At 39.0% G+C, this 20,335-nt stretch carries 24 protein-coding genes and 1 other annotated feature; of the genes, 12 read left to right on the top strand and 12 right to left on the bottom strand.

What is annotated here, in order from left to right; all coding sequences use genetic code 11:
• Positions 1–911: 911 nt before the first annotated feature.
• Positions 912–1,979: an iron-containing alcohol dehydrogenase family protein gene (locus RV13_RS16690; RefSeq protein ID WP_060789445.1), complete on the bottom strand. Its 1,068-nt coding sequence runs from the start codon at positions 1,977–1,979 to the stop codon at positions 912–914.
• Between the two features lie 202 nt (positions 1,980–2,181).
• Positions 2,182–2,414: a binding site (T-box leader), on the top strand.
• A gap of 93 nt (positions 2,415–2,507) precedes the next feature.
• On the opposite strand from RV13_RS16690, the gene RV13_RS16685 reads away from it, so the two are divergent.
• The 5 genes from RV13_RS16685 (at position 2,508) to trhA (ending at position 6,128) form a co-directional block, all read left to right on the top strand.
• Positions 2,508–3,332 carry a MetQ/NlpA family ABC transporter substrate-binding protein gene (locus RV13_RS16685; protein ID WP_028021069.1) on the top strand — a complete coding sequence of 275 codons (825 nt, stop codon included), beginning with the start codon at positions 2,508–2,510 and terminating at the stop codon, positions 3,330–3,332.
• Between the two features lie 17 nt (positions 3,333–3,349).
• Positions 3,350–4,363 carry a methionine ABC transporter ATP-binding protein gene (locus RV13_RS16680; protein ID WP_060789446.1) on the top strand — a complete coding sequence of 338 codons (1,014 nt, stop codon included), beginning with the start codon at positions 3,350–3,352 and terminating at the stop codon, positions 4,361–4,363.
• A complete protein-coding gene (locus RV13_RS16675) occupies positions 4,363–5,025 on the top strand; it encodes a methionine ABC transporter permease (protein WP_060789447.1) in 663 nt (220 codons plus the stop codon). Before RV13_RS16680 ends, RV13_RS16675 begins: the two co-directional genes overlap by 1 nt.
• Positions 5,026–5,114: 89 nt before the next feature.
• Positions 5,115–5,405 carry a hypothetical protein gene (locus RV13_RS16670; protein WP_245001332.1) on the top strand — a complete coding sequence of 97 codons (291 nt, stop codon included), beginning with the start codon at positions 5,115–5,117 and terminating at the stop codon, positions 5,403–5,405.
• An 87-nt stretch (positions 5,406–5,492) separates the two neighbouring features.
• Positions 5,493–6,128 carry a PAQR family membrane homeostasis protein TrhA gene (gene trhA / locus RV13_RS16665; protein ID WP_060789448.1) on the top strand — a complete coding sequence of 212 codons (636 nt, stop codon included), beginning with the start codon at positions 5,493–5,495 and terminating at the stop codon, positions 6,126–6,128.
• 48 nt (positions 6,129–6,176) lie between these two features.
• On the opposite strand, the gene RV13_RS16660 is transcribed toward trhA, so the two are convergent.
• Complete coding sequence (locus tag RV13_RS16660) at positions 6,177–7,352, bottom strand: AI-2E family transporter (RefSeq protein ID WP_060789449.1); 1,176 nt, start codon at positions 7,350–7,352, stop codon at positions 6,177–6,179.
• 140 nt (positions 7,353–7,492) lie between these two features.
• Between RV13_RS16660 and RV13_RS16655 the strand changes: the two genes are divergently transcribed.
• Entirely contained in the window at positions 7,493–8,035 is a 543-nt protein-coding gene (locus RV13_RS16655; RefSeq protein WP_028021075.1) for an acyl-CoA thioesterase, read from the top strand.
• A 133-nt stretch (positions 8,036–8,168) separates the two neighbouring features.
• Here RV13_RS16655 and RV13_RS16650 read toward each other — a convergent pair whose 3' ends face one another.
• From RV13_RS16650 to RV13_RS16630, 5 genes are all read right to left on the bottom strand, one after another.
• Complete coding sequence (locus tag RV13_RS16650) at positions 8,169–9,041, bottom strand: cation diffusion facilitator family transporter (RefSeq protein ID WP_028021076.1); 873 nt, start codon at positions 9,039–9,041, stop codon at positions 8,169–8,171.
• 540 nt (positions 9,042–9,581) lie between these two features.
• On the bottom strand, positions 9,582–10,478 hold the full coding sequence (locus tag RV13_RS16645; protein WP_060789450.1) for an alpha/beta hydrolase: 897 nt from the start codon (positions 10,476–10,478) through the stop codon (positions 9,582–9,584).
• 3 nt (positions 10,479–10,481) lie between these two features.
• Entirely contained in the window at positions 10,482–11,366 is an 885-nt protein-coding gene (locus tag RV13_RS16640; RefSeq protein WP_060789451.1) for an alpha/beta hydrolase, read from the bottom strand.
• A 2-nt stretch (positions 11,367–11,368) separates the two neighbouring features.
• Complete coding sequence (locus RV13_RS16635) at positions 11,369–12,775, bottom strand: PTS transporter subunit EIIC (protein ID WP_060789452.1); 1,407 nt, start codon at positions 12,773–12,775, stop codon at positions 11,369–11,371.
• 164 nt (positions 12,776–12,939) lie between these two features.
• The gene (locus RV13_RS16630) at positions 12,940–13,929 is read right to left on the bottom strand and encodes a substrate-binding domain-containing protein (protein WP_060789453.1); all 990 of its coding nucleotides are present in this window, start codon (positions 13,927–13,929) and stop codon (positions 12,940–12,942) included.
• A gap of 360 nt (positions 13,930–14,289) precedes the next feature.
• On the opposite strand from RV13_RS16630, the gene RV13_RS16625 reads away from it, so the two are divergent.
• From RV13_RS16625 to RV13_RS16615, 4 genes are all read left to right on the top strand, one after another.
• A complete protein-coding gene (locus RV13_RS16625) occupies positions 14,290–14,988 on the top strand; it encodes a MarR family winged helix-turn-helix transcriptional regulator (protein WP_060789454.1) in 699 nt (232 codons plus the stop codon).
• A 33-nt stretch (positions 14,989–15,021) separates the two neighbouring features.
• A complete protein-coding gene (locus tag RV13_RS16620; RefSeq protein ID WP_060789455.1) occupies positions 15,022–15,462 on the top strand; it encodes a GNAT family N-acetyltransferase in 441 nt (146 codons plus the stop codon).
• Between the two features lie 48 nt (positions 15,463–15,510).
• Entirely contained in the window at positions 15,511–15,681 is a 171-nt protein-coding gene (locus tag RV13_RS21070; RefSeq protein ID WP_010744040.1) for a hypothetical protein, read from the top strand.
• 246 nt (positions 15,682–15,927) lie between these two features.
• On the top strand, positions 15,928–16,536 hold the full coding sequence (locus RV13_RS16615) for a PD-(D/E)XK nuclease family transposase (RefSeq protein ID WP_060789463.1): 609 nt from the start codon (positions 15,928–15,930) through the stop codon (positions 16,534–16,536).
• Positions 16,537–16,803: 267 nt separating this feature from the next.
• Here RV13_RS16615 and RV13_RS21065 read toward each other — a convergent pair whose 3' ends face one another.
• Positions 16,804–16,950, bottom strand: a complete 147-nt coding sequence (locus RV13_RS21065; protein ID WP_156424141.1) for a hypothetical protein — start codon at positions 16,948–16,950, stop codon at positions 16,804–16,806.
• A gap of 31 nt (positions 16,951–16,981) precedes the next feature.
• Entirely contained in the window at positions 16,982–17,299 is a 318-nt protein-coding gene (locus RV13_RS16610) for a YrhK family protein (protein WP_028021079.1), read from the bottom strand.
• Between the two features lie 624 nt (positions 17,300–17,923).
• On the opposite strand from RV13_RS16610, the gene RV13_RS16605 reads away from it, so the two are divergent.
• Together RV13_RS16605 and RV13_RS16600 are read left to right on the top strand one after the other, a co-directional pair.
• Positions 17,924–18,334 carry a DUF4430 domain-containing protein gene (locus RV13_RS16605; RefSeq protein ID WP_028021080.1) on the top strand — a complete coding sequence of 137 codons (411 nt, stop codon included), beginning with the start codon at positions 17,924–17,926 and terminating at the stop codon, positions 18,332–18,334.
• Positions 18,297–18,887, top strand: a complete 591-nt coding sequence (locus tag RV13_RS16600) for an ECF transporter S component (RefSeq protein ID WP_035019879.1) — start codon at positions 18,297–18,299, stop codon at positions 18,885–18,887. The genes RV13_RS16605 and RV13_RS16600 overlap by 38 nt, the downstream gene beginning before the upstream one ends.
• 161 nt (positions 18,888–19,048) lie before the next feature.
• On the opposite strand, the gene RV13_RS16595 is transcribed toward RV13_RS16600, so the two are convergent.
• From RV13_RS16595 to RV13_RS16585, 3 genes are all read right to left on the bottom strand, one after another.
• Complete coding sequence (locus RV13_RS16595; RefSeq protein WP_028021082.1) at positions 19,049–19,627, bottom strand: DUF2922 family protein; 579 nt, start codon at positions 19,625–19,627, stop codon at positions 19,049–19,051.
• Between the two features lie 47 nt (positions 19,628–19,674).
• Positions 19,675–20,058, bottom strand: a complete 384-nt coding sequence (locus tag RV13_RS16590) for a hypothetical protein (protein ID WP_028021083.1) — start codon at positions 20,056–20,058, stop codon at positions 19,675–19,677.
• A gap of 67 nt (positions 20,059–20,125) precedes the next feature.
• A partial coding sequence (locus RV13_RS16585) for a DUF2922 domain-containing protein (protein WP_071875979.1) occupies positions 20,126–20,335 on the bottom strand: 210 nt, incomplete at its 5' end.

The raw sequence follows: 20,335 nt of genomic DNA, 5'->3' as shown, positions 1-20,335 counted from the left end.
GTTTACTTAAATATAGATAAAGTTTACTCTATAATAAAATTGAGTTTACCCATATTTTATTTATAGTAAACTGTATTAATTAAAAAGTCTACTTTATTGTACGTATAATACTGTTAAATAGGCATTTATATTAGTAAAAGGTAAACTTAAATAATTAAATAGTATACCTTATAAGAAAACAAGGTATACTTTAAATTGAGTAATTATTAAAAAAGTAAACCTCAAACTTTAAAGGTTTACTGCAAAATATGAATAAAAGGTAAACCATATATAAATAGGTTTACCTTAAAAAAATCTATCTGATTAAGGTAAACTTATATTATTGGCTCTTCTAAGAGTAAACCTTTATTAGACTAAAAAGTAAACTTAAATTAAAATCAATAAGGTAAACCTTGAATAAAGAGTAAACTTTAAATTTATATAAAAGGTTTACCTTATAAAAAACGAATTTAAGTATACTTTTAATTATTTAAAGTATACTTAAATGTGTCTAATAAAAGTATACTTCTATAACTTTAAATACAGTAAACTTTTATCTATTCTTTCAAATAAATGTAGTAAACCTTAAAATAAATACTGAAAATAAAAGAGATACAGCGAAATGAAATACAGTAAACGTTAAATTGTAGTAAATGTAGTAAACTTTAATTGATATGATTTTTGCCAACTATTAAGGTGTACTTTAATTATTAAAAGTATACTTTATATAAAGCGAATGTAGTAAACCTTATATTTACTAGTTCATGTATCTTTATAAAGTAAACTACAAATAAAGTATTGATTTAAAAGGCTTATATACGGTTAACTTCGTTTATATGATAGATTTTTATTAAGGTAAACATTAATTGTTTAAATTAAGGTAGACCACAAAAAAACCAATGAGGTAAACCTCATTGGTTAAAAAGTAAACTTTATAAGGATTCAACGATTTGAATCGCTTCGTAGATCTGATCGGCTGTGATTTTAGGGTCAACCATATTAAATGTTTCATTAGTGGAGGCGGCGTGATTAATGACAGGTTCCAATGCTTCTTTAGAAGTGTTCAGGACGTTTAACTCTTTTAATTTCAGAGGAAGTCCTGTTTCTTGATAAAAAGCCTTCAACTTTTGGATCTCGTCTAAATTGTTCGTATGAGCCAATTGAACAAGGATACCATAAGCAACCTTCATCCCATGAAGCTGTTCATGAGTGCTTTCAAGATAGGACAGGCCATCATGGATAGCATGAGCGCCAGCTGAACGTCCGAATGAGGCAGCAAACCCTCCCGTTTCTCCAGCTAACCCAATGATAGTGTCTGTCACACGGCTGAAAGCAGGCGTTGCTTTCCGATGCTCAAGGTCATTAATCGCTGGGACAGCATCTGCTAGTAGAAGCTCCTGAATCGCTTTAGCACTGGCGATTCCTAAGCGAACGTAAGCAGACTTTTTATCCTCTTCCAGATTTCGAGTGATTCCTTCAATTTCATACCATTTAGCTAACGTATCGCCAATACCAGCAACAAAATAGTCCTTGGGTGTTGCCAAAAGAAATTTTGAATCCACCAAAGTTAGAAATGGTGCGCGCTTCATGAAGCCCATTGCCTTAAAGGTACGATTTGGGTGATAAACCGCGACAATGGGTGTAAAAGGGGCACAATTTGAGATTAAAGTGGGAATGACCATCAGCTCCGCGTTTAGTTCTTCTGCGGTCATCTTTGCTGTGTCAATCACACGGCCGGCACCAATAGCTAAAATCAGTTCTGCTTGTCCAATTTTATTCGCTAGTTCAACAGCATTTTCGTGGCTTGAGCTGCCGTCGTAGCGATAAGTAGGGTAGTGGAGCTCTTTGCGATAGTATTTCTTGAATGCGTTAGAGGATTTTTCCCCTGTAATAACGGAAATTTTCTTAAATCCAGCTAAATAGCTGGGTAAATCCTGCAAAAGGCCTTCTCCGCAGGCGTAGCGATTAGCGCCTGGTCGTACTTCAGTAGTGATGTCCATTGAATTCAACTCCTTATATGTTATCAGAATCCGCTTTTTCCATAAAGCATGTCTGAATTTCACTGATATAAAATAAAAAACGGTGAGATTTCAACTAGTTTATTCCTTGTTAAAATTAAAGTCAACTGTGTTTTTGATGATAAAAAGTATTGACAACGGTTATGGGAACGTGTAAGATACGATTTAACAATTTGCTAAATGAAGAAACGTGATGAAGAGAAAAGTATAAATCACAAAACATCAAAGAGAGTCCGAGTAGGTGGGAGCGGATATGTGGAAGGATTTAGAAAATGGTCTCTGAATGGCATTGTCGATAAGTAGGCAATGACGGGGCAGCGCTCGTTAACAACGCTCAAGTATGGTTGTACTTGTTGAGGCAATAGTTGTGAGGCTGTTGCAAATGAAGGTGGTATCGCGAGTTAGCTCGTCCTTTTCCAGCACATAGTGTGTGGAAGCGGACGGGCTTTTTTCTTTGCTCATTAGCTTATTGAATGAAAAACAGGACATCAAAGTAGGAGGAAAATGAAGATGAAAAAATTAGGTAGAGGGATTTTATTAGGAATAGCAGCATTGGCAGTGAGTGGTGTGTTGGCTGGCTGCGGGGCGAAAGGGGAAGCACAGCCGTTAGATGAAAAGAAGGTAACGATCGGCGTGACTTCGGGACCACACCAGGAAATTTTGGAAGAGGTTGCGAAACAAGCGAAAAAGGACGGCATCGAGATCAAAGTTAAGAGCTTCGATGATTACAATACGCCGAATACAGCACTAAATGACGGCGATTTGGATGGTAACAGCTATCAAACACTGTCCTTCTTGGAGCAGCAGGTGAAGGACAAGGATTATAAAATTGAAACAGCCTTTAAAACAGTGGCTTTCCCATTAGGGGTTTACTCTAAAAAACTTTCTAATTTAAGTAAACTTCAAAAAGGAGATAAAGTGGGTGTACCTAATGACCCAACCAATGAATACCGTGCATTGAAGCTTTTAGAAGAAGCAGGGGTCTTGAAGCTGAAGGACGGCGTTGAAGTAAAGGCGACAAAGAATGATATCGCAGAAAATCCGAAAGATATCGAAATCGTTGAGCTGGAGGCTTCTCAAATTCCTTCACAGTTAAATGAGTTGGCCGCTGCAGCAATCAATACAAACTTCGCCTTTGGTGCTGGGCTGACCATCAATGAGGATGCGATCTATCATGAACCATTAGAGGACAATCCGAATTACAATGTGTTTGCCGTGCGGACAGAAAACAAAGACGACAAAATCGTAAAAGAAATCAAAAAGTATTATCAATCGGATGAAACAAAGAAATTCATCGAAGAAAAATTCAAAGGTTCTGTTGTTCCAGCGTTTTAATTATAGGGAGGATTCATATGATCGAGCTTAAGCAGGTATCAAAGGTTTATCAGCAAAAAAAGCGCCGCATCGAAGCGGTGAAGGACGTTGATCTAACCATTGAAAAAGGGGAAATCTTTGGAGTAGTCGGGTATTCAGGTGCCGGAAAATCTACTCTAATCCGCATGATCAACTTTTTAGAACCGCCTACGACAGGGGATATTCTGATTAATGGGCAGAATTTACGAGAACTAAACAAAAAAGAATTATTGTTAACTAGACGGAAGATCGGCATGATTTTTCAGGGGTATAACTTACTGTCTACGGCAACGGTTTATGAGAATATCGCGAAACCCTTAAAGCTGGAGGGGGTCCCCAAAGAGGTTATCACGGAACGGGTAGCAAAATACTTGGACTTGGTTGGGTTGACAGATCGTAAGGATAATTATCCTGCACAGTTGTCAGGCGGGCAGCGGCAACGGGTGGCGATTGCTCGAGCGTTGGCTCATGAACCGGAGATTTTACTATCAGATGAGGCGACGAGCGCCCTAGATCCAGAAACAACGGAATCCATCTTGGCTTTGCTGACGAAGATCAATCAGGAGCTGGGGATCACGATATTTCTAATTACCCATGAAATTGATGTGGTTCAACGAATCTGTGATCGTGTGGCGGTAATGGAGGATGGCAGGATCGTCGAAGCAGGTCCTGTGATCGATCTATTCACCCGTCCGAAAGAGGAAACGACAAAACGGTTTATCGGTGCCAATGAGGGCTACAACGTCCCAGAAGAGGTTTTAGCCAGCTATAAGGGGAGTGGACGACTTGTCCAGCTGCAATTTATCGGAGAAGAAGCCACAGAGCCAGTTTTAGCACGGGTCGCGAAGGATTTTCAGTTGAGTCCCAATATTCTAAGCGGCAATATCGGCTATTTGAAGGAAAAGCGTCATGGTCAACTCTTGGTTCAATTTGACGGTGGAACAGAGACAGACTTTCATCTGGCGAAGGAGTATATCAGAAGCCAAGGTGTCTTGATTGAGGAGGTTGTTTAATGAGTGAGTTTTGGAGCCAATGGGGAAATGTGGTCGTTGAAGGATTAGGACAAACGCTTGTAATGGTCTGTGTAGCCCTTGCACTTTCAATTATTATTGGAATCCCATTAGGTGTACTGTTAGTAATTGCTCGACCAGGAGGACTGAACAGCAATCTTCCTTTGTATTCGATTTTGAATAGTGTGATCAATGTTTTGCGTTCTTTGCCCTTTATTATTCTTTTATTTTTGATTTTACCATTAACCAAGCTGATTATGGGGACAACGATCGGAGTTCAAGGCGTGCTGTTGCCGTTGATTATCTATACAGCACCGTATTTGGCCCGATTGGTTGAGACCTCCTTGCTGGAGGTGGACAGCGGGGTGATCGAAGCCTATCAGGCGATGGGGATTAGCCATTTCCATATTATTCGCAGTGTGCTGCTGAGAGAAGCACGAGGCGGGATTATCCGCGGCTTAACGATTGCGATGATTGGTTTGATTGGCGCGACGGCGATGGCCGGCTTAGTCGGTGCAGGAGGGCTAGGCAGTATCGCTTACCAATACGGCTTTTTACGAAATGAGCCGGGGGTGATGTACACGACTATTATTTTATTGATTGTCTTGGTGCAAATCGTTCAATCCTTGGGAAATACGATAGCAAAGAGCTTGGATCGAAGTTAAAATCTAGCGGTGAATGGGGAAGCTTTTCAACCCGATTCACCGTTTTCTTTTTGCTATAATAAAGGAGAATGTAAAGATGCGAGGTGAACATGTTGAAGGCCAAGGATTTATTAACGGCGATTCAAGTCGATGCGGCAGGGGAAATGAAAAAATTGTCTTCCTATAGATACGTATTTGTGAATGATGGAGAAAAACAGACCAATCATTTAACTGTGGAGGTAGAGAATGATGCCATCATTTTGAGCAAACAAGCGGATCAATTATTGACCTTGAGTCACTTGATCACCATTTTGAATGAGGAAAAAGAGGCGGAAATTTTCGTTGGAGACGAGCTAGTGTTCGGCTACAAGCTTGTTAAGCAAGGAATTCTACTAGGATAATCCATCATCTAGTTTTAAAAACTAGTTTGAATTATTTCGTTAACTATGATATAGTGTCTTTAATAAATCATTCGAGGTGACAATGAAATGGATACACAATTTAGCAGGAAATATCTAATCACAAATGAAGTGTTAAATGCAGTTACGCATGGGATTGGCGTGGTGTTGAGTATTGTTGGGTTTGTTTTTTTGCTGAAGAAGGCCGATAGCGGGTTGCATTATGTATCATTTATTGTTTATGGCGTTTCGCTGTTGATGCTATTCTTAGCATCGACCCTGTATCACAGCTTGATCTTTACTAAAGCAAAGAAAGTCTTTCAGGTATTTGATCATTGTTCGATCTACCTGTTGATCGCGGGGACATACACGCCTTATTGTTTGTTGTATATTAAAGGAGCGATCGGGATCGCACTGTTGAGTGTAATTTGGTTAGCGGCGATTGTTGGGATTGTCTATAAGAGCATGACATTAAGCAAAGTGAAGTCCGTATCGAAGCTTTCTACGATCATCTACAATGTGATGGGGTGGGCAGTCGTCATTGCTTTGCCAAGTCTGTACCAAAGCGTCGGTCTGAAGGGGCTGCTATTGTTGGTCGGTGGCGGAGTTGCTTATACCGTTGGTTCTGTCTTTTACAGTATGAAGAATCGTCGGTACATGCATGTGGTTTGGCATCTATTCGTGATGCTGGGCGCGATGCTGATGTTTTTCTCGATTTACTTATAAAAATTATAGTCAAAAGGAGCTGTATCCAGGCGGATACAGCTCCTTTTTTTATAGATAATCATCTTCTGAAAAGCCGGTATTGCGATAAGCGCCTTCGTCAGAAAAATACTTGTTGTAGCGTTGCTTGAATTTTCGGAAGATGAAAACAACCAATAATTTGATCATAGAATAGATCGGAATTCCGAAGATTACACCGACTAGCCCTAAGAGATCTCCCATCACCAATAAGACCACTAAGATCGTAATGGGATGAATCTTTAATTTGTCTCCCATCACTCGAGGAACAACCAGGTCTCCATGGAGAAGCTGGACAACAAACCAGGCGATGACGAATTTGACCACCATGAAAGTTGAATCCTGAAAAGCGATGAACAACCCGGGTAAGAAAGCCAAAAACGATCCGATATACGGAATGATGCTTAAGATTCCTGCGGCAAGGGCGATAACTGTGGCATACTGCAACCCCAGCAATAAGAAGACCACCCAATAAATTAAGCCTAAGAGCAATGAAGCGATGACTTGACCTTTCAAAAAGGCGCCTAATTGTTGATTCGCGATCTTGATTAGGGACTGGCTGTCTTTTCTAAAGCGAGGCGGAATCATATCAATGACCGCACGATAGAGCTTGTGGGGACTTTGAATAAGAAAGAACGCAATGATCGGCCCGGTAAATAAGGTGATAGCGGTACTAGAGACCGCTGAGAAAATTGTTCCTAAGCCTTTCGCTCCGTCTTGCCAATTACTGCCTAAATAATTTAATGCTTCCTTCGCTAGCTTATCAATGGAATCCAGAGCTTCACCTGAGGATGCCGCAAAGGGTGTCGTATCCAAAATATTCTTAATCCCGTTTTGAAAATCATCGACATATTTAGGAAATTGTTTTATTAAGTCCTGTGCCTGATCTTGGATGACAGGTACGAGTCTCGCACCTCCAAAGAAAAGCAAACCAAAAATCACCACATACGTAAGCACAATGCTGAGGGTACGGGAAAGCCCCTTTTTACTCAAGAAGTTGACCACGGGATTCAGTAAATAATAAAGCAATAATGCGAAGACCATCGGCGGCAGAACTGTCGTAATGATGACCACGATCGGTCTAAAAATAAAGGAAACAGTATTCAATAAATAGATGGCTAGAGAACTTAAAATAACCAGCCCGATAAGGTAATACGATGTTTTACCGCCAAAAAATTGGATAATCTTCGAGGGTTTTTCTTTTTCCATAAAATGGACCTCCTCCTTTAACTTCCAGTATACCGAATGTCTGTAAAACTGTATACTTTCAGAATTTTTGAAAAAAAAGTAAGAAGGTGGGATAATTTACAGGAATTGAAGAAAAATAATGCAAAGAAAGAGTGAATTTTTTGACTGAAGCAAAAACCTGTCGGGAATCTCGTGTGATTCAGACCCACCGAATTTTCCCTTTTGATTTGAATCCTTTTGGCTATTTATTTGGGGGAAAGTTAATGACGTTGATCGATGATGCCGCGTCTATTTCCATTTCTCGCCATTGTCGCAGAGGGGCAGTAACAGCATCCCTAGACAATCTGAATTTTCTAAAACCTCTTCATGCCAATCATTCCGTTTGTGTGAAGTGCTATGTGTCCGGAACACACAATAAGTCGATGGAGGTCTTTGTGAAGGTCATCGGCGAAGATCTCGCGACTGGCGACCGCTATTTAGCAGCTACTTGCTTCACCACCTTTGTCGCAGTGCCTTCTCACATGAATGAAGAGACGGAATTTACAGTTCCAAAGGTCCTCCCAGAAACAGAGGAGGAAAAAATGGTGTGTGGAGGCTATGAAAAACGTCGAAACCATCGATTGAAGGAACGAGATGATTATAAAAACTTCGCGGCGCTGCTATCGACGGACTTGCCTTGGTCAGATGAGGGAACTGGGGATTAAAGTATAACTGCGTGTCAAAGAGTAGGAAGAATTGAGTTTTCTTAACTAATAAATTCAATCATACACTTTATAATAACAGAATAATCGTAAAGGAACCTTCTGAGTGAGCGACTCGGAAGGTTCTTTCTTTTAACTATTCACTTGGTTCCACATGGACATCCGTCTCGAAAACCTGAAATTTATCCCGCAGTAGATTTTCGATCTGATCAGCTACATCATGGCTTTCTTTGACGGTTAGCTCTGGTCGCATAGTCACGGTGACATCAAGATAAATGTTGGAGCCATAGCTTCGTCCTTTGATGTTTTTGACTGATTGGACTTGTTGGATGTGGCGGATGGCCTCATTGAATTGATCTAATTCCTCTTGATCGAAGCCGTCAGATAAGGTAAAGACGCTTTCTTTAAAAATATCGATCGCCGTTTTTAAAATCAGCAGCGCGACAACAATGGCCGCGACGCTATCGAGCCATCCTAGATTAAAGGACGCGGCAAAAACAGCGATAGCAGTACCGATACTTGTCCAGGCATCGCTGCGATTGTCCTTTGCGGCAGCCAGCAGACCAGGACTTTTAACTTCCTCCGACAACCGTTTATTGAAGAAATAGACACCATACATAATAACAGCAGAAACGAGTCCAACAATGGCTGCAGTGATATCGGGGGATTCCATCTTCTTGTTGATTACAGAAAGGATGGAGCTGTAGAGAACCTGCAGACCGACTAGCAGCATAATAAAAGAAGTCACTAAACTTGCGACATTCTCTGCCTTCCAATGTCCATAGCGATGCTCCGCGTCCGCAGGCTTCTGTGAGATACGAAGGCCGATTAAAACTGCGACGGAAGCGAGTATGTCTGTAAAGTTATTCAGCCCATCTGCACGCAGGGCTTCTGAGTTCGCCATATTGCCAACGATCAGCTTCATTGCAGAAACGAGGATGTAGGCAGCGATACTAATGATTGCACCAAGTTCTGCTTTTTTTAATTGTTCATAACGGTTATTTACCATAGTTTTTTACACCCCAAAAATTAAAATGTTTTATCACTATACACGTTATTTGATAGAGAAAACAAGGGTTTTTGCAAACTGTAATTATTTTGGGGCAACTAAAAACACAACCCGATTTCACCTGATAAAACCTGTTAGGGAAGCTAATTTTATTCCTAAGGATTCCTATGTAACAATTTTTCTGGGTCAATTGTTGATGGGAACTTTATAGATTTAAATAGCCGATTTCTTTCATAATAAACAGCTTACTTACAACTCGATAACTAGACCATTCCTTACTGCATTTAAAATATCTTCAATAAACTGGTTAACCTCCTATAAACAATAGATTTGAGCAAATAGTCGGTTTAATAATTGAAAATTTATTTCCGTGATCTTCATTACGCTCTTTTTAAGTAATTGCTTCGATTTTTACCCAATTGAATTAACAAATATGGATTACCACAGCATTCAAGGAATTTTAGTAGAAAACAAGTATTATTTGAAGCTAGATTTATATCTCAGTCCTTTTTCCTTAAGATTTGAATTTCAATTTTTTATTCAACTAAATAATTTTGATTGAATAAATTTCTCCATCAATTCCCACGCTTTTTTTGATTGTTCCCCATGAAATTCCTCAAACCATTTATGTGTGAACCCGTGCATTGTATCCTTAAACTCTTTATATTCTACTTCGACACCATTTTTAAGTAATTTTTTTGCAAATGCTACTTCTTCCTGTTTCAAGGAATCATATTCAGCTGAAATAATAAGGGTAGCAGGAAATATATTACCATCCGCATTAATTGGTGAGGCTAACGGATTTGCTGTATCATCATTCTTATTGAAATACCAATTAAAATACTCCTCCATTCTAGAAACAGGAATTGATTTATCTTTGTCAGTGGTTTTTCTATTTGAAGGTGGGGCATCCTGTCTTAAAACAGCGTAGTCTGCAATTAGTCCTTTGATAGTAAGTTTTTTTCTAGTGTCATTTAATACGCACAGTGCTGTTGAAATATACCCTCCTGCGCTATGGCCCATTAATAGGACATTATTTTTTTGAAGATTGTATCGTTTGCTATTCTCAATAACTTGGTCAATAAAATCATAAGCGGAAAGGATTGGTAGTGGGAACTTGTACTCAGGAGCGACTGCATAATCAACATTAATAACTGCTACGCCAACCTTATTTGCGATCTCTTGACAATAAATACCATCCTGTTCACAATAACTTAGTACCATCCCGCCGCCATGGAAGTTAAAGACAACAGGCAAATTGGCTTGATAATCGTATCCTTCAGGTCTGTAGATATACCCATCTATGTATCCACAGTGTTTAGAAAAATAAGAAATCTTCTCAATATTGTCTTTTAATCTTTCTTGTTTTATCATGTCACAATACTTTTTTTCTTTTTTCAATCTATAATCAAAAATTGTTTTATCTTCTTCCAACATTCGTTATATTTCTCCCATCCAATTAAAAACTAAAGGTAACCACATACTAATAGATCTATTTATATCATCAGGCTTATTGGCATAGTGCTTATTACCACATGCCAATCCATGTCGCCCCTGCCTGAAAAGATGATATTCACAGGGGCGTCCAATATCTTGAATTTTTTTTACTAAAGAAGTGGTATACTTCGCATTCGTTACAGTATCTTCCGTAGTATGCCAGATAAATAGCTCCGGAATTTCTGATTGAAGGTAGTTTTCAACCTCTAATTCTTTGCATTGTTCAAAAGTTGGACTTATACTTTTATGCAGACATTTATTCATCATATCCTTTTGAAATTTGGATAATTCACTATTAGTGAAATGATCCATTCTAGCATTCAGCATGGGATAGCATAAAATACTTCCTCTAGGTTTTAATTCTTTTGATTTTGGCACAAATTCTAATTTGCTTATTAATTCATCCTCATTCCATCTAAAGGCCTCCATAGCAACGATATGTGCTCCTGCTGAGAAGCCCATTGTAAAAACATGATCGTTGTCTATAAACCACTCTTCAGAATTTTCTTTGATAAGAAACAGGGTTTCCATAAGCTCGAGTATTTGCGATGGATAATACCCATTGGCATTTATTTCAGCTAACTCGTTGGAATAAGCTTCTCGACTTTTAACAAATGTGGAGTATCTTAAAACAAAACAAGCATAGCCTTGGGACAAAAATTGCATTGCCACGGCTTCCCCTTCTTTTATCGCAGAGATCATATAACCTCCTCCAGGGCAAATAACTACTGCTGGCCATTTTCTATTAACTTTGTATGAAATGCTGGGGTCTGGGATGTACGCCTCAACAAATGCAGTATCATTTAATTCTATTTTTTTATGAAACATATTTACCTCTCTAATCCAGGTTCGTCTTTTTCAAAACCAAAAAGATACGTACAGACAGCAGCCACAACAAGTGCAATCAACGAAGCGATGATGCCGTTATACAGATTACTTGCAGATTTCCCTACGAAAGCGAGTGTTGCCGTCACACTAGATGAGGGTACGAGCGTTGCAGAGATTACTCTAGTGAGCCCACCATACAAACCACCTGCAAAGCCTCCAGCTATCAATCCTATAAATGGTTTTTTATAGCGAGTGCATATTCCATAGATTACAGGTTCAGAAGTTCCAGCAACTATAGCAGTGATTGCATAGCTAGCTGCTAAAGATTTTTGTGACTTGTCTTTTAATCTGAAGAAAGCACCTAGCGCGACTCCCATGACAGAAAAACTAGCATAGCAAAGAGCTGGCCCTGCAAAGCCATCCCATCCCTGAGTAGCAAAGATTTGGAAAAGAGCTGTAATGAGGACCATGTGCATACCAGTCATTACAAGAATTGGATACAAAGCAGAGATAATCGCTACACCTAAAAATCCAATATAATTTTGTAACCCTAAAAGACCGTTGACAACATAGTTTCCTAAAAATGCGCCTGCCGGTCCAATGAAACACAAAGCTAGTGGTAGCATAACAAGTATGGTAAATGCAGGTGCAAAAACACTTCTTATCGAACTATGAATATACTTATTAAAGAAGTTCTCTACATAACTCATTACCCATACAGAAAGGATGGTTGGAATGATTGTTCCACTATAATCAACCATGTAAACAGGTAATCCAAAAACGGTAAATTTTGCGCCCTCTGTAACCATTTGAATAAGAGTTGGGTGGATTAAAATTGCTCCTAATAGGATTCCTAAAACAGGTGTAACACTAAATTTTTTAGCTGCAGAATAACCTACAATTACTGGAAAAAAGTAAAAACCTGCGTCTCCGACAAAGGTCAGTAGAGTAAAAATATCGCTTTCCACTGGAAGTAAATTTAATAAATCTGGTCCTAAAATAGCAGCAAACATTTTGAAAAGGGCACAAGCAACGATTGCGGGAATAACAGGCCCCATCGTTCCAGAAAGACCATCGAGAATTCCTAAAACTACGGATTTAAAAATATTTTTTTTACTTTTATCGGACAAAGCTTCAGGTTCATTCTCCTCTGTTCCTTCATTTAAAAGAAGAGCTACCTCATCAAAAACAGCATTGACATCGGCACCAATAATTATCTGCAGCTGATCTCCTACCTTCATAACACCTAGGACTCTAGGCACCTCTTTTAACCCATCAATATTCACGAACTCAAAATTCTTTATATTAAAACGGACTCTAGTTGCGCAGTGTAGTGCATTGGAAATATTCGTTTTTCCACCAGAAAGTTCGATAATACTTTTAGCTGTTTCTTTAAAATTTTCTGACATGATTTTCCTCCAAATTCTTAAGCATGGCCTGTGCTTACTAATGTTAACGTTTACACCACTAATAGTAAACTTGTTGACTATTTAAGTCAACAAGTTTACTTAAAATAATAAAATAAAAACAGTATCCTTAAAAAGAATACTGTCTTTAGTCTAGTTCATTTGTTTTATGTCGTTTGTTTTTCAATCAAGGCAACAGGTATAATAATTTGTTTGTTGCGTATATCAGAAGTTTCATCACTATCTTTTTCAATGACATCAATCAAAGACGATACTGCTTCATAGGCTATTTGATTTGTATTTTCAGAGATCATTGTTATCTCTGGGAAGCTATAGGAGCTTAACATCTGATTTCCATAGGTAACAATTTTTAGATCTTCGGGAACAACAATCCCCAAGGATTTACAGACTTTTAAACACTGAATAGCCAGAGTATAGGATTCAACAAAAAGGCCATCTGCCTCAGGATTCTCAATAAACATTTGAGTGATTACACTGGGGACATCTTTATTTCTTTCATTAATTCCAGTAAAGTAAGACCGGAGTTTCTTACCGTGTTTTTCTAATTCTTCAGCAAAACCTTTGTATCGATCGTCATTATATTCTCCTACCTGATAGGCGGATATATATAATAAATTTTTGCAGTTCTTCATCATTAAATGTTTAGCTGCTATTACTCCTGCCAAAATATTATCTGACTTAATTGTTGGTATGTTTTCGGAAAGCTGATGTCCAATAGTCACAATTGGAAGATTTTCATCTATAGGCAAATTGGCATCATTTGTAAAGCTCCCATAAATGATTCCGCTAATTCTTTTTTCTCTTAACTCTTCAAAAAAAAGTTCTTCTTTTTCTTTGTCATATAAAGAACTACAAATCATCAAACTGTAACCAAAACTATAGGCTGCTTGTTCTAATAATGAGACTAGAACACTGTAATAAGCAATATGTCCTGTGGGAAACACCGCTCCTATTGTTTTAAAAAACTTTTCATCTAAAATTTGATTTTCTCCAGGTATTGAGTATCCCCATTCTTTTGCAACCCGGAATACTTTTTCCTTTGTACTATCATTAAATTTACCTTTTCTATTAAGGATTCTAGAAACGGCTGCTTTAGAAATACCAACTTCATCAGCTATATCTTGTATTGTTGCCATAATTTCACCTTCTTTAGTAAACTTTGTTTACTTCTTAAGAGTTAGTATATCATATCTCTTATAAAAATTAGCAGAACAATTTTTCATGATAGACTGATAAATCCACCTTAAAAAAGGAAGGTTAAGAACCTCTATAGCAGTAGCGTTCGCTAAATTTGGTCATTCTGGGTATTACCAATAGATAGTAAACAAATAAAAAATACAAGGGAGAAGTCCTTTTTCCATTTAATTCGTCAAATAAATGTAAATTTTTTTGATTTAATCCATTGACAATGATTAGGTACCGAAGTATACTGGGTTCAAGTTAAAAGGTTAGGTACCTAAAATATAGGTACCGAATCAAAAGGAGGAAGACTAGCGATGAGTGAGTATACAAAAGAATTATTAAAACGATTATCCTATGTAGGAAGCGCCAGTCGTCGTTTAATGGATGTTGGTAATTGTCAGAAGAGCGCGCCAACGCAGCAACTGGTTTTAGATATTTTAGCAGAAGAAGATGGGGTAACATCTGGTGTTCTAGCGGAAATTTTGGATATGCGACCAAGCTCTGTTACAGAGATTTTAAATAAGCTGGAAAGTCGCGGCGAAATCGAGCGTCGAGAAGATGAACAGGATAAGCGCATCAAACGAATCTATATCACCGAAATCGGTCGTGAAAAAGCCAATGTGAATAAGCCGCAGGAACGGTCAGAAGAATTTTTTGCAGGCTTAACCGACGACGAATTGCAAACCTTAGATCAATTGTTGAATAAGGTGATTGATGGGTGGAGTGAAGATTTCGGCGGTCGTCCGGAGTTTCCAAATGACCCATTTGAAGCGATCGAAGCCTTAAAAGCGATGCGCATGCAGTTTGATCCTCATATGAAGGAATTTGGTCGGATGTCGCCAGCTGATCGTCGCAAGTTAAAACGAGCATGGAAGGAACAAATGCGAAATCAATTTGGCAGAGGCGGTTTTGGTCCTGGTCCTTTTGGTCCCGGAGCTGTTGATCCACACGAAGGCCCTCAGAAAAAGGGGCCCCATGATCAGCCCGATACTAGCGATTGGGAGAATTGGTAAAGAACGACAGAAATAAGAAGGAGGTCGTTGACAATGAGAATTGAAATGGCTGAATTATTTAGCAAAGAACATACCAGCGCAGTGAAATTGCGGAAACAGGTATTAGGCGGAAAGATCGATTGGGACAAAGAAAAGAAGCTGCATGTCTTTGTCGCAATTGAAAATGAGGAAGTGGTGGGCACCGCAGCGATCCAGTTGTATCCTTTCGGTATCGCTCGTGTACGCCAAGTAGCGGTTTCACCAGCGTTTCAAGGACAACATATTGGGGACCGATTAATGACACGTGTAGAAGAATTTGCCCAAGAGCAAGGACACTTCAGAATCGTTTTAACCGGTCGTAAAACAGCCCAATTGTTTTACCTGAAGCGTGATTATCACCGAGTATTGTTCTCTTTTACAAAGCATGAGATTGAATTTTTGTGGATGACGAAAGTATTGCCAGCAGTGGAAGCCCCAGTTTTTTCAGAGAATTGACGTAGTATTTGTCCGCCTCCCTGAAAAGAGAGGCTAAAGGAGGAATCCATGATGAAGGAGTTATTTGATCCAAAAAGAAAAGAAAACGAACCAAAAAAACATACTGGCAAGGAATTTGAAAAATTGCGCATTGAACTTGAAGCAAAGTCGCGATTATTTACTACCTCGCTAGGAATGATCAATTATCAAAAATACCATGATCTGTATGATTTTGGGTAAGAGAAACAGGAGAGAAGTTTTGAGGACATCACGAGATATCTTCAAAACTTTTTTATTTATCAGCAAAACAAAAAGGAATTTCCTCGCTAAAACAGCCTCATTCCGCGTATTTTAGCAGAGAAGAACTTTGATAGCATGCTATAATGAAGGCAAGAAATGTCTTTCGGCTCGGAATAGCGAGCTATTTGAAAGGCAGGAAAATCATGCAGAAATATTTTACCCACCAATGACCTATTGTTCAAAAAGATGCTGACATCCGAAGATTCCTCGCATATTCTAAAAGCTTTTGTCAAAGATTTGTTAGGTATAGAATTCAAGACCCTGAAGCCAAAAGAAACGTACCATATAAACAGCTATAAGAAATCCTACGAAGAAACCGATATCTTTCGGACCGAGGTAGATATTTTTGATGATGGCAGTCATACGACGATCGAATGTCAGATTCAGTCGCACGCGTTTTTCCATGAGCGCTCTGTTTTCTATTTGTCAGAAGCGTTTCGTTCTCCTTTTGGCAACCAAGAAGCTACAGAAGTAGAGAAGAAAAATAATTTTTCAAGCCTGCGGCCAGCTTATGGTATCAATATCATAGATTTTCATCTATTTGATATACAGGAACAAGCTTTGCAATTGTTTCGATTGTTGAACGAAGAAACCTACCGATCATTCTTGAATAAAGACAACAAGGAGCTGCTGATGCTGTGCTTTTTAAGCTTGAAAAATCCGCATATCGATAAACAAAGTGCGGGATATCATTGGCAATATTTCTTAAAAACTGGCGAAACAAAAAACGATGCCCCCGATTATATCCAAGAAGCCAAAAGAAAAACCGATTTCTTAACATTGGAAAGCGAGTAAAAAGAGATGATCATGAAAATCAATAAGTCTAAAGCTATCCATGATGCAGTATTCGCAACGGCGATTGAAGAAGCAAAGGAGCAAGGTGCAAGGGCGTGAAGAAGAACGTCGAATCCTTGCAGTTAAATTGTTGAAAACAGGACTAAGTATAGAGCAAGTTTCTGAGGTTACGGGACTGAACATTGACTTACTTAAAAAATTAAAAAGTGAATAAAGGTAATAGAACAGCGGGCCATCTAAGCAATAAAATGGTCCGCTGTTTTATTACTACCGCGCATGCAGCCACCTATGTAAAAACTGAGTAATAAGGATAATGACGACTATTCCGATGATCGCGGACAATAATGAGTGCTGTCCGAATAACAGCCAAAGGACAATCGCGATGATTTCCAGACCAAAGATTAAGTAGTTCATAATATAGCTCCTTTTTCTGAGCAGAGGGACATCACATGTGAGCATCGTTTTTCTTTTTTTCAGCCTTCAGATCATCGTAAATGAAAATATTTTTGATAATCCGAAGAATCGGTCGAATCGTTAGAAAGATCGAGCCCGCTAAATAGAAGTACATGCCGATTCGATCAGGAATGGATGTCAATGCGGCCACGCTGCCGATAATGTAAAAGAACCCCGTCAGCAAATCAACTGTCAGCGAAAGAATCGTGTATCTATTTTGAAAATAAAGCCGAAATCGCTTCCCCTGAATCTCAATATCTTCTTCAAGAGCCGCCTCGACTTCATGGGCTTTTCGTTCTATTTTTGGCATGTCAGTTATCAAACCCTTCAAGATTTTTTAGTAATTGATCATTGTACTATCAATTCAGTGAAAGAGTAACTATTCTGCCTATTAAAACAGAAGGTACGTAAAAGAATCCTGAAGCAACCTTGAAACTTACATGCGTTGCTAAACTTTAGTGACACATAGATGAAAACAACCTCAACAAATGTGGGTCTTTAAGAAGCTGTCTTTTCCCAAGCGTATTTTATTATTCATGGAAAACGAGAGAGTAAATGAAGAGGCGTCGAGACATAAAGGCAAATTTTTCCTATTTCGTATTACTTATTTGTTTTGTCTCGCAAAATAACATAAGATTGTCACAATAGTGTTTCTTTTGAATACTATATCTGTTATTTTGAATGTAGGGAAATTCGTTTTCTTCGTTTATAGAAGCACTTTGCGAGTAAAAAATAGAATAAAATTCAATCAGCTGCTAGGAAAAAGGTGAGATTCCTTTACAGTCCCTTTCTACTGTGATGCATAAAGCAAAGTCAGACACTACTGTTGATTGATAAAAACAAGCAATATCAGGGTCGTTTGTTTCAACAGTAGTTTTAGGACGCCCGATAAAATTGGGTGTCTTTTTTTTTAGAATTTAAGGGGGATTGACGCATGAAAAGAAGAAATTTGGTTTTTGCATTATTATTGAGCTTGCTGTTATTTAGCGGATGCGATTCAAAACAAGCGGGGTCAACGGATACGTCTCAATCAACAGAAAAGGTCGCAGCCAGCAGCGAGGAATCAGCGGCAAAGACGAGCATTACCTTGCTGGACGGGGAAAAAGAACTGTCGAAAAAAGACCTGTCATTTAAGGATGGCGATTCCTTGTTTGACGTGCTAAAGGAAAATTATTCGATTGAAGATGATGAAGGGATGATCACCGCGATTGATGGACACGCGCAGGATGCCAAAAACAATAAATACTGGGTATTCACGATCAATGATGAACAGGTAAATGTAGGAGCAAAAGACGCGAAGTTGAAGAATGGCGATCGTGTGGTGTTCAAGCTTGAACAATTCTAGTCGAAGCATCTATTCCACCTTTTCATTAGGTGTGAAGGAATTAAGTCTGCTGTCTATGATGGTTGCCTTGTGTGTGGTTAGCCGGACTTTTTTTCAGTTTATCGTGAATGTGCAGCCGGTTACCGCGATCCTATTGATCATCACTATTTACTGGGGATCCTATCAAGGCTTGATCGTCAGCATTCTATCTATTCTTATTACCAATTTTTACATGGGGATGGGCGTTTGGACGATCGCTCAGGTCGCTACGTACTTCTTGCTTATTTTGCTAACGAGTTTGCTAAAAAGAGTTCCTAAGTTTAAGGCGAGTATCCTTTTACAAGCTATTTATGCTGGAATCACTGGGTTGCTTTTTGGGTTCTTTATTTCACTAATTCAAGCCCCGTTTCTTGGAATATCGGCTTTTCTACCTTATTATTTAGCAGGCATTCCGGTGGATTTGATGCACGCTGTTGGGAATATCGTCTTCTATCTACTGCTAACCCCTGTTATGAAGCGCTTGTTGGTCCAAACCATTCAGAGGTGGCGGAGGGAAAGTAAACATCATGGATAAACGCATGGAGTCTTTTTAAGGCTCAATGCGTTTTCTTTTTGATGAACAAATCTTGAGAAAGGAAATTTTCATTTTTTGTCGAAGGCTCCTTCAATGTTCAAAAAAGAGTTCAAAAAATTGATCAAATGACCTACGCTTAATTTATTTGAGAAGGGCAGAATTTAGTTTTGGGAATGGTTCTGTGATTGGGGTGGTCCTTCTTTGTTTCGATGCTTCTTTCCACGAAGCCAAGACAGTAGACGCTGGCGTGTCCTTGTGTTTTCGGCAGAAAGCAGCGGCGGCTGAAGATACTCTGGAGGGAACGCAGGCTCGGCACAGGCAGTATTGTCTTTAAATGATGTGTGTTCATGTTTTAGTATTGTTGGTTCTATTAATGAATGTTGGCGAATTAGCTTGTCTGCGGGTGCTTTTGCTGTCTCCACAACGGTATTTTGTACGTGTTCAGCTGGTGTTCGCTGAGCTGTGTTCGTGCCTCTGCACAGGGACTCGGAGTCGTCTGTAATTTTATAGGCTTCATTGGTAGTATCAAAAATCTCAGTTTCTTTGGTAGTAATGATCTTGGCTGTCACCACGGAATCAAATAGTTTTACGCCATTTTCTTCAAAAATATCCAACGTCGTTAAGAGTTCGCAAGCTTCTTTGATCACTGGCATTGGCAGATCATTCTTTAGATTGTTATATTTCCAGTCATGTGTTGCGCCCAGACCGTTGGTAAAGGTCGCCACTAAATCCTGTCTCATAGCCTTAGTTTCCTTTCTCAAATTTTTTTTGCGTAGGTGATCTTCTATCAAGGTTCATTTGTTTCATCGGGACGGACTTTTGAGATTAAGGAACGGACAAGAGACACGGCTTTTTCACCAAAGTTACGGACTAAGAAGGTTCTCATTTTTAATGCTTGCCACTCAGGTGCCATGAAGTAATCTTGAAAGTAGTAGAAGAAGCGCTTCATGGTACGAGTAGCTTTCGTATTCATAAAAATCTCACGGACAAGATCTTTTAGAATGAAGGCAAACTCTTCCGCACCCAGCTGGTGCCGTATTTTCAAAGTGAGAATGTATTTAATCGTTAGGCTGCTGTTTTGTGTACTGTAGTAATACTCTTTGATACGTTTTTCTAGGGTTGTTGATTTCAAATGGAACAACTGGCGGTACGAAAGGGTTTGTTCATTCATGGGATATTGTCCTCCTTTTTCTTTAGTAGAGGGTGGCGGCTAAGCCGCGCCTCCTCAAGTTAATCAATTAAAAAATAATTGTTTCGACAGTTTCGACGTACTTGGCGCTAACGACTTCGTTATACAACTTTTCGCCGTCCTTATTGAACAAATGTAGCAACGTCATTTTTTCTAAGATACTACGAACATCCTCTGGCGCTTTGCCATCTCCTGGATTTGGGTAGCTCCAGGTTTGCGAACGTCCGCTACTGGTTTTAAAGATCGATACAAGTTTTTT

This window comes from Enterococcus raffinosus, assembly GCF_001886185.1.
GTDB lineage: Bacteria > Bacillota > Bacilli > Lactobacillales > Enterococcaceae > Enterococcus_A > Enterococcus_A raffinosus.
This window is presented reverse-complemented; position numbering and strand designations above follow the sequence as displayed.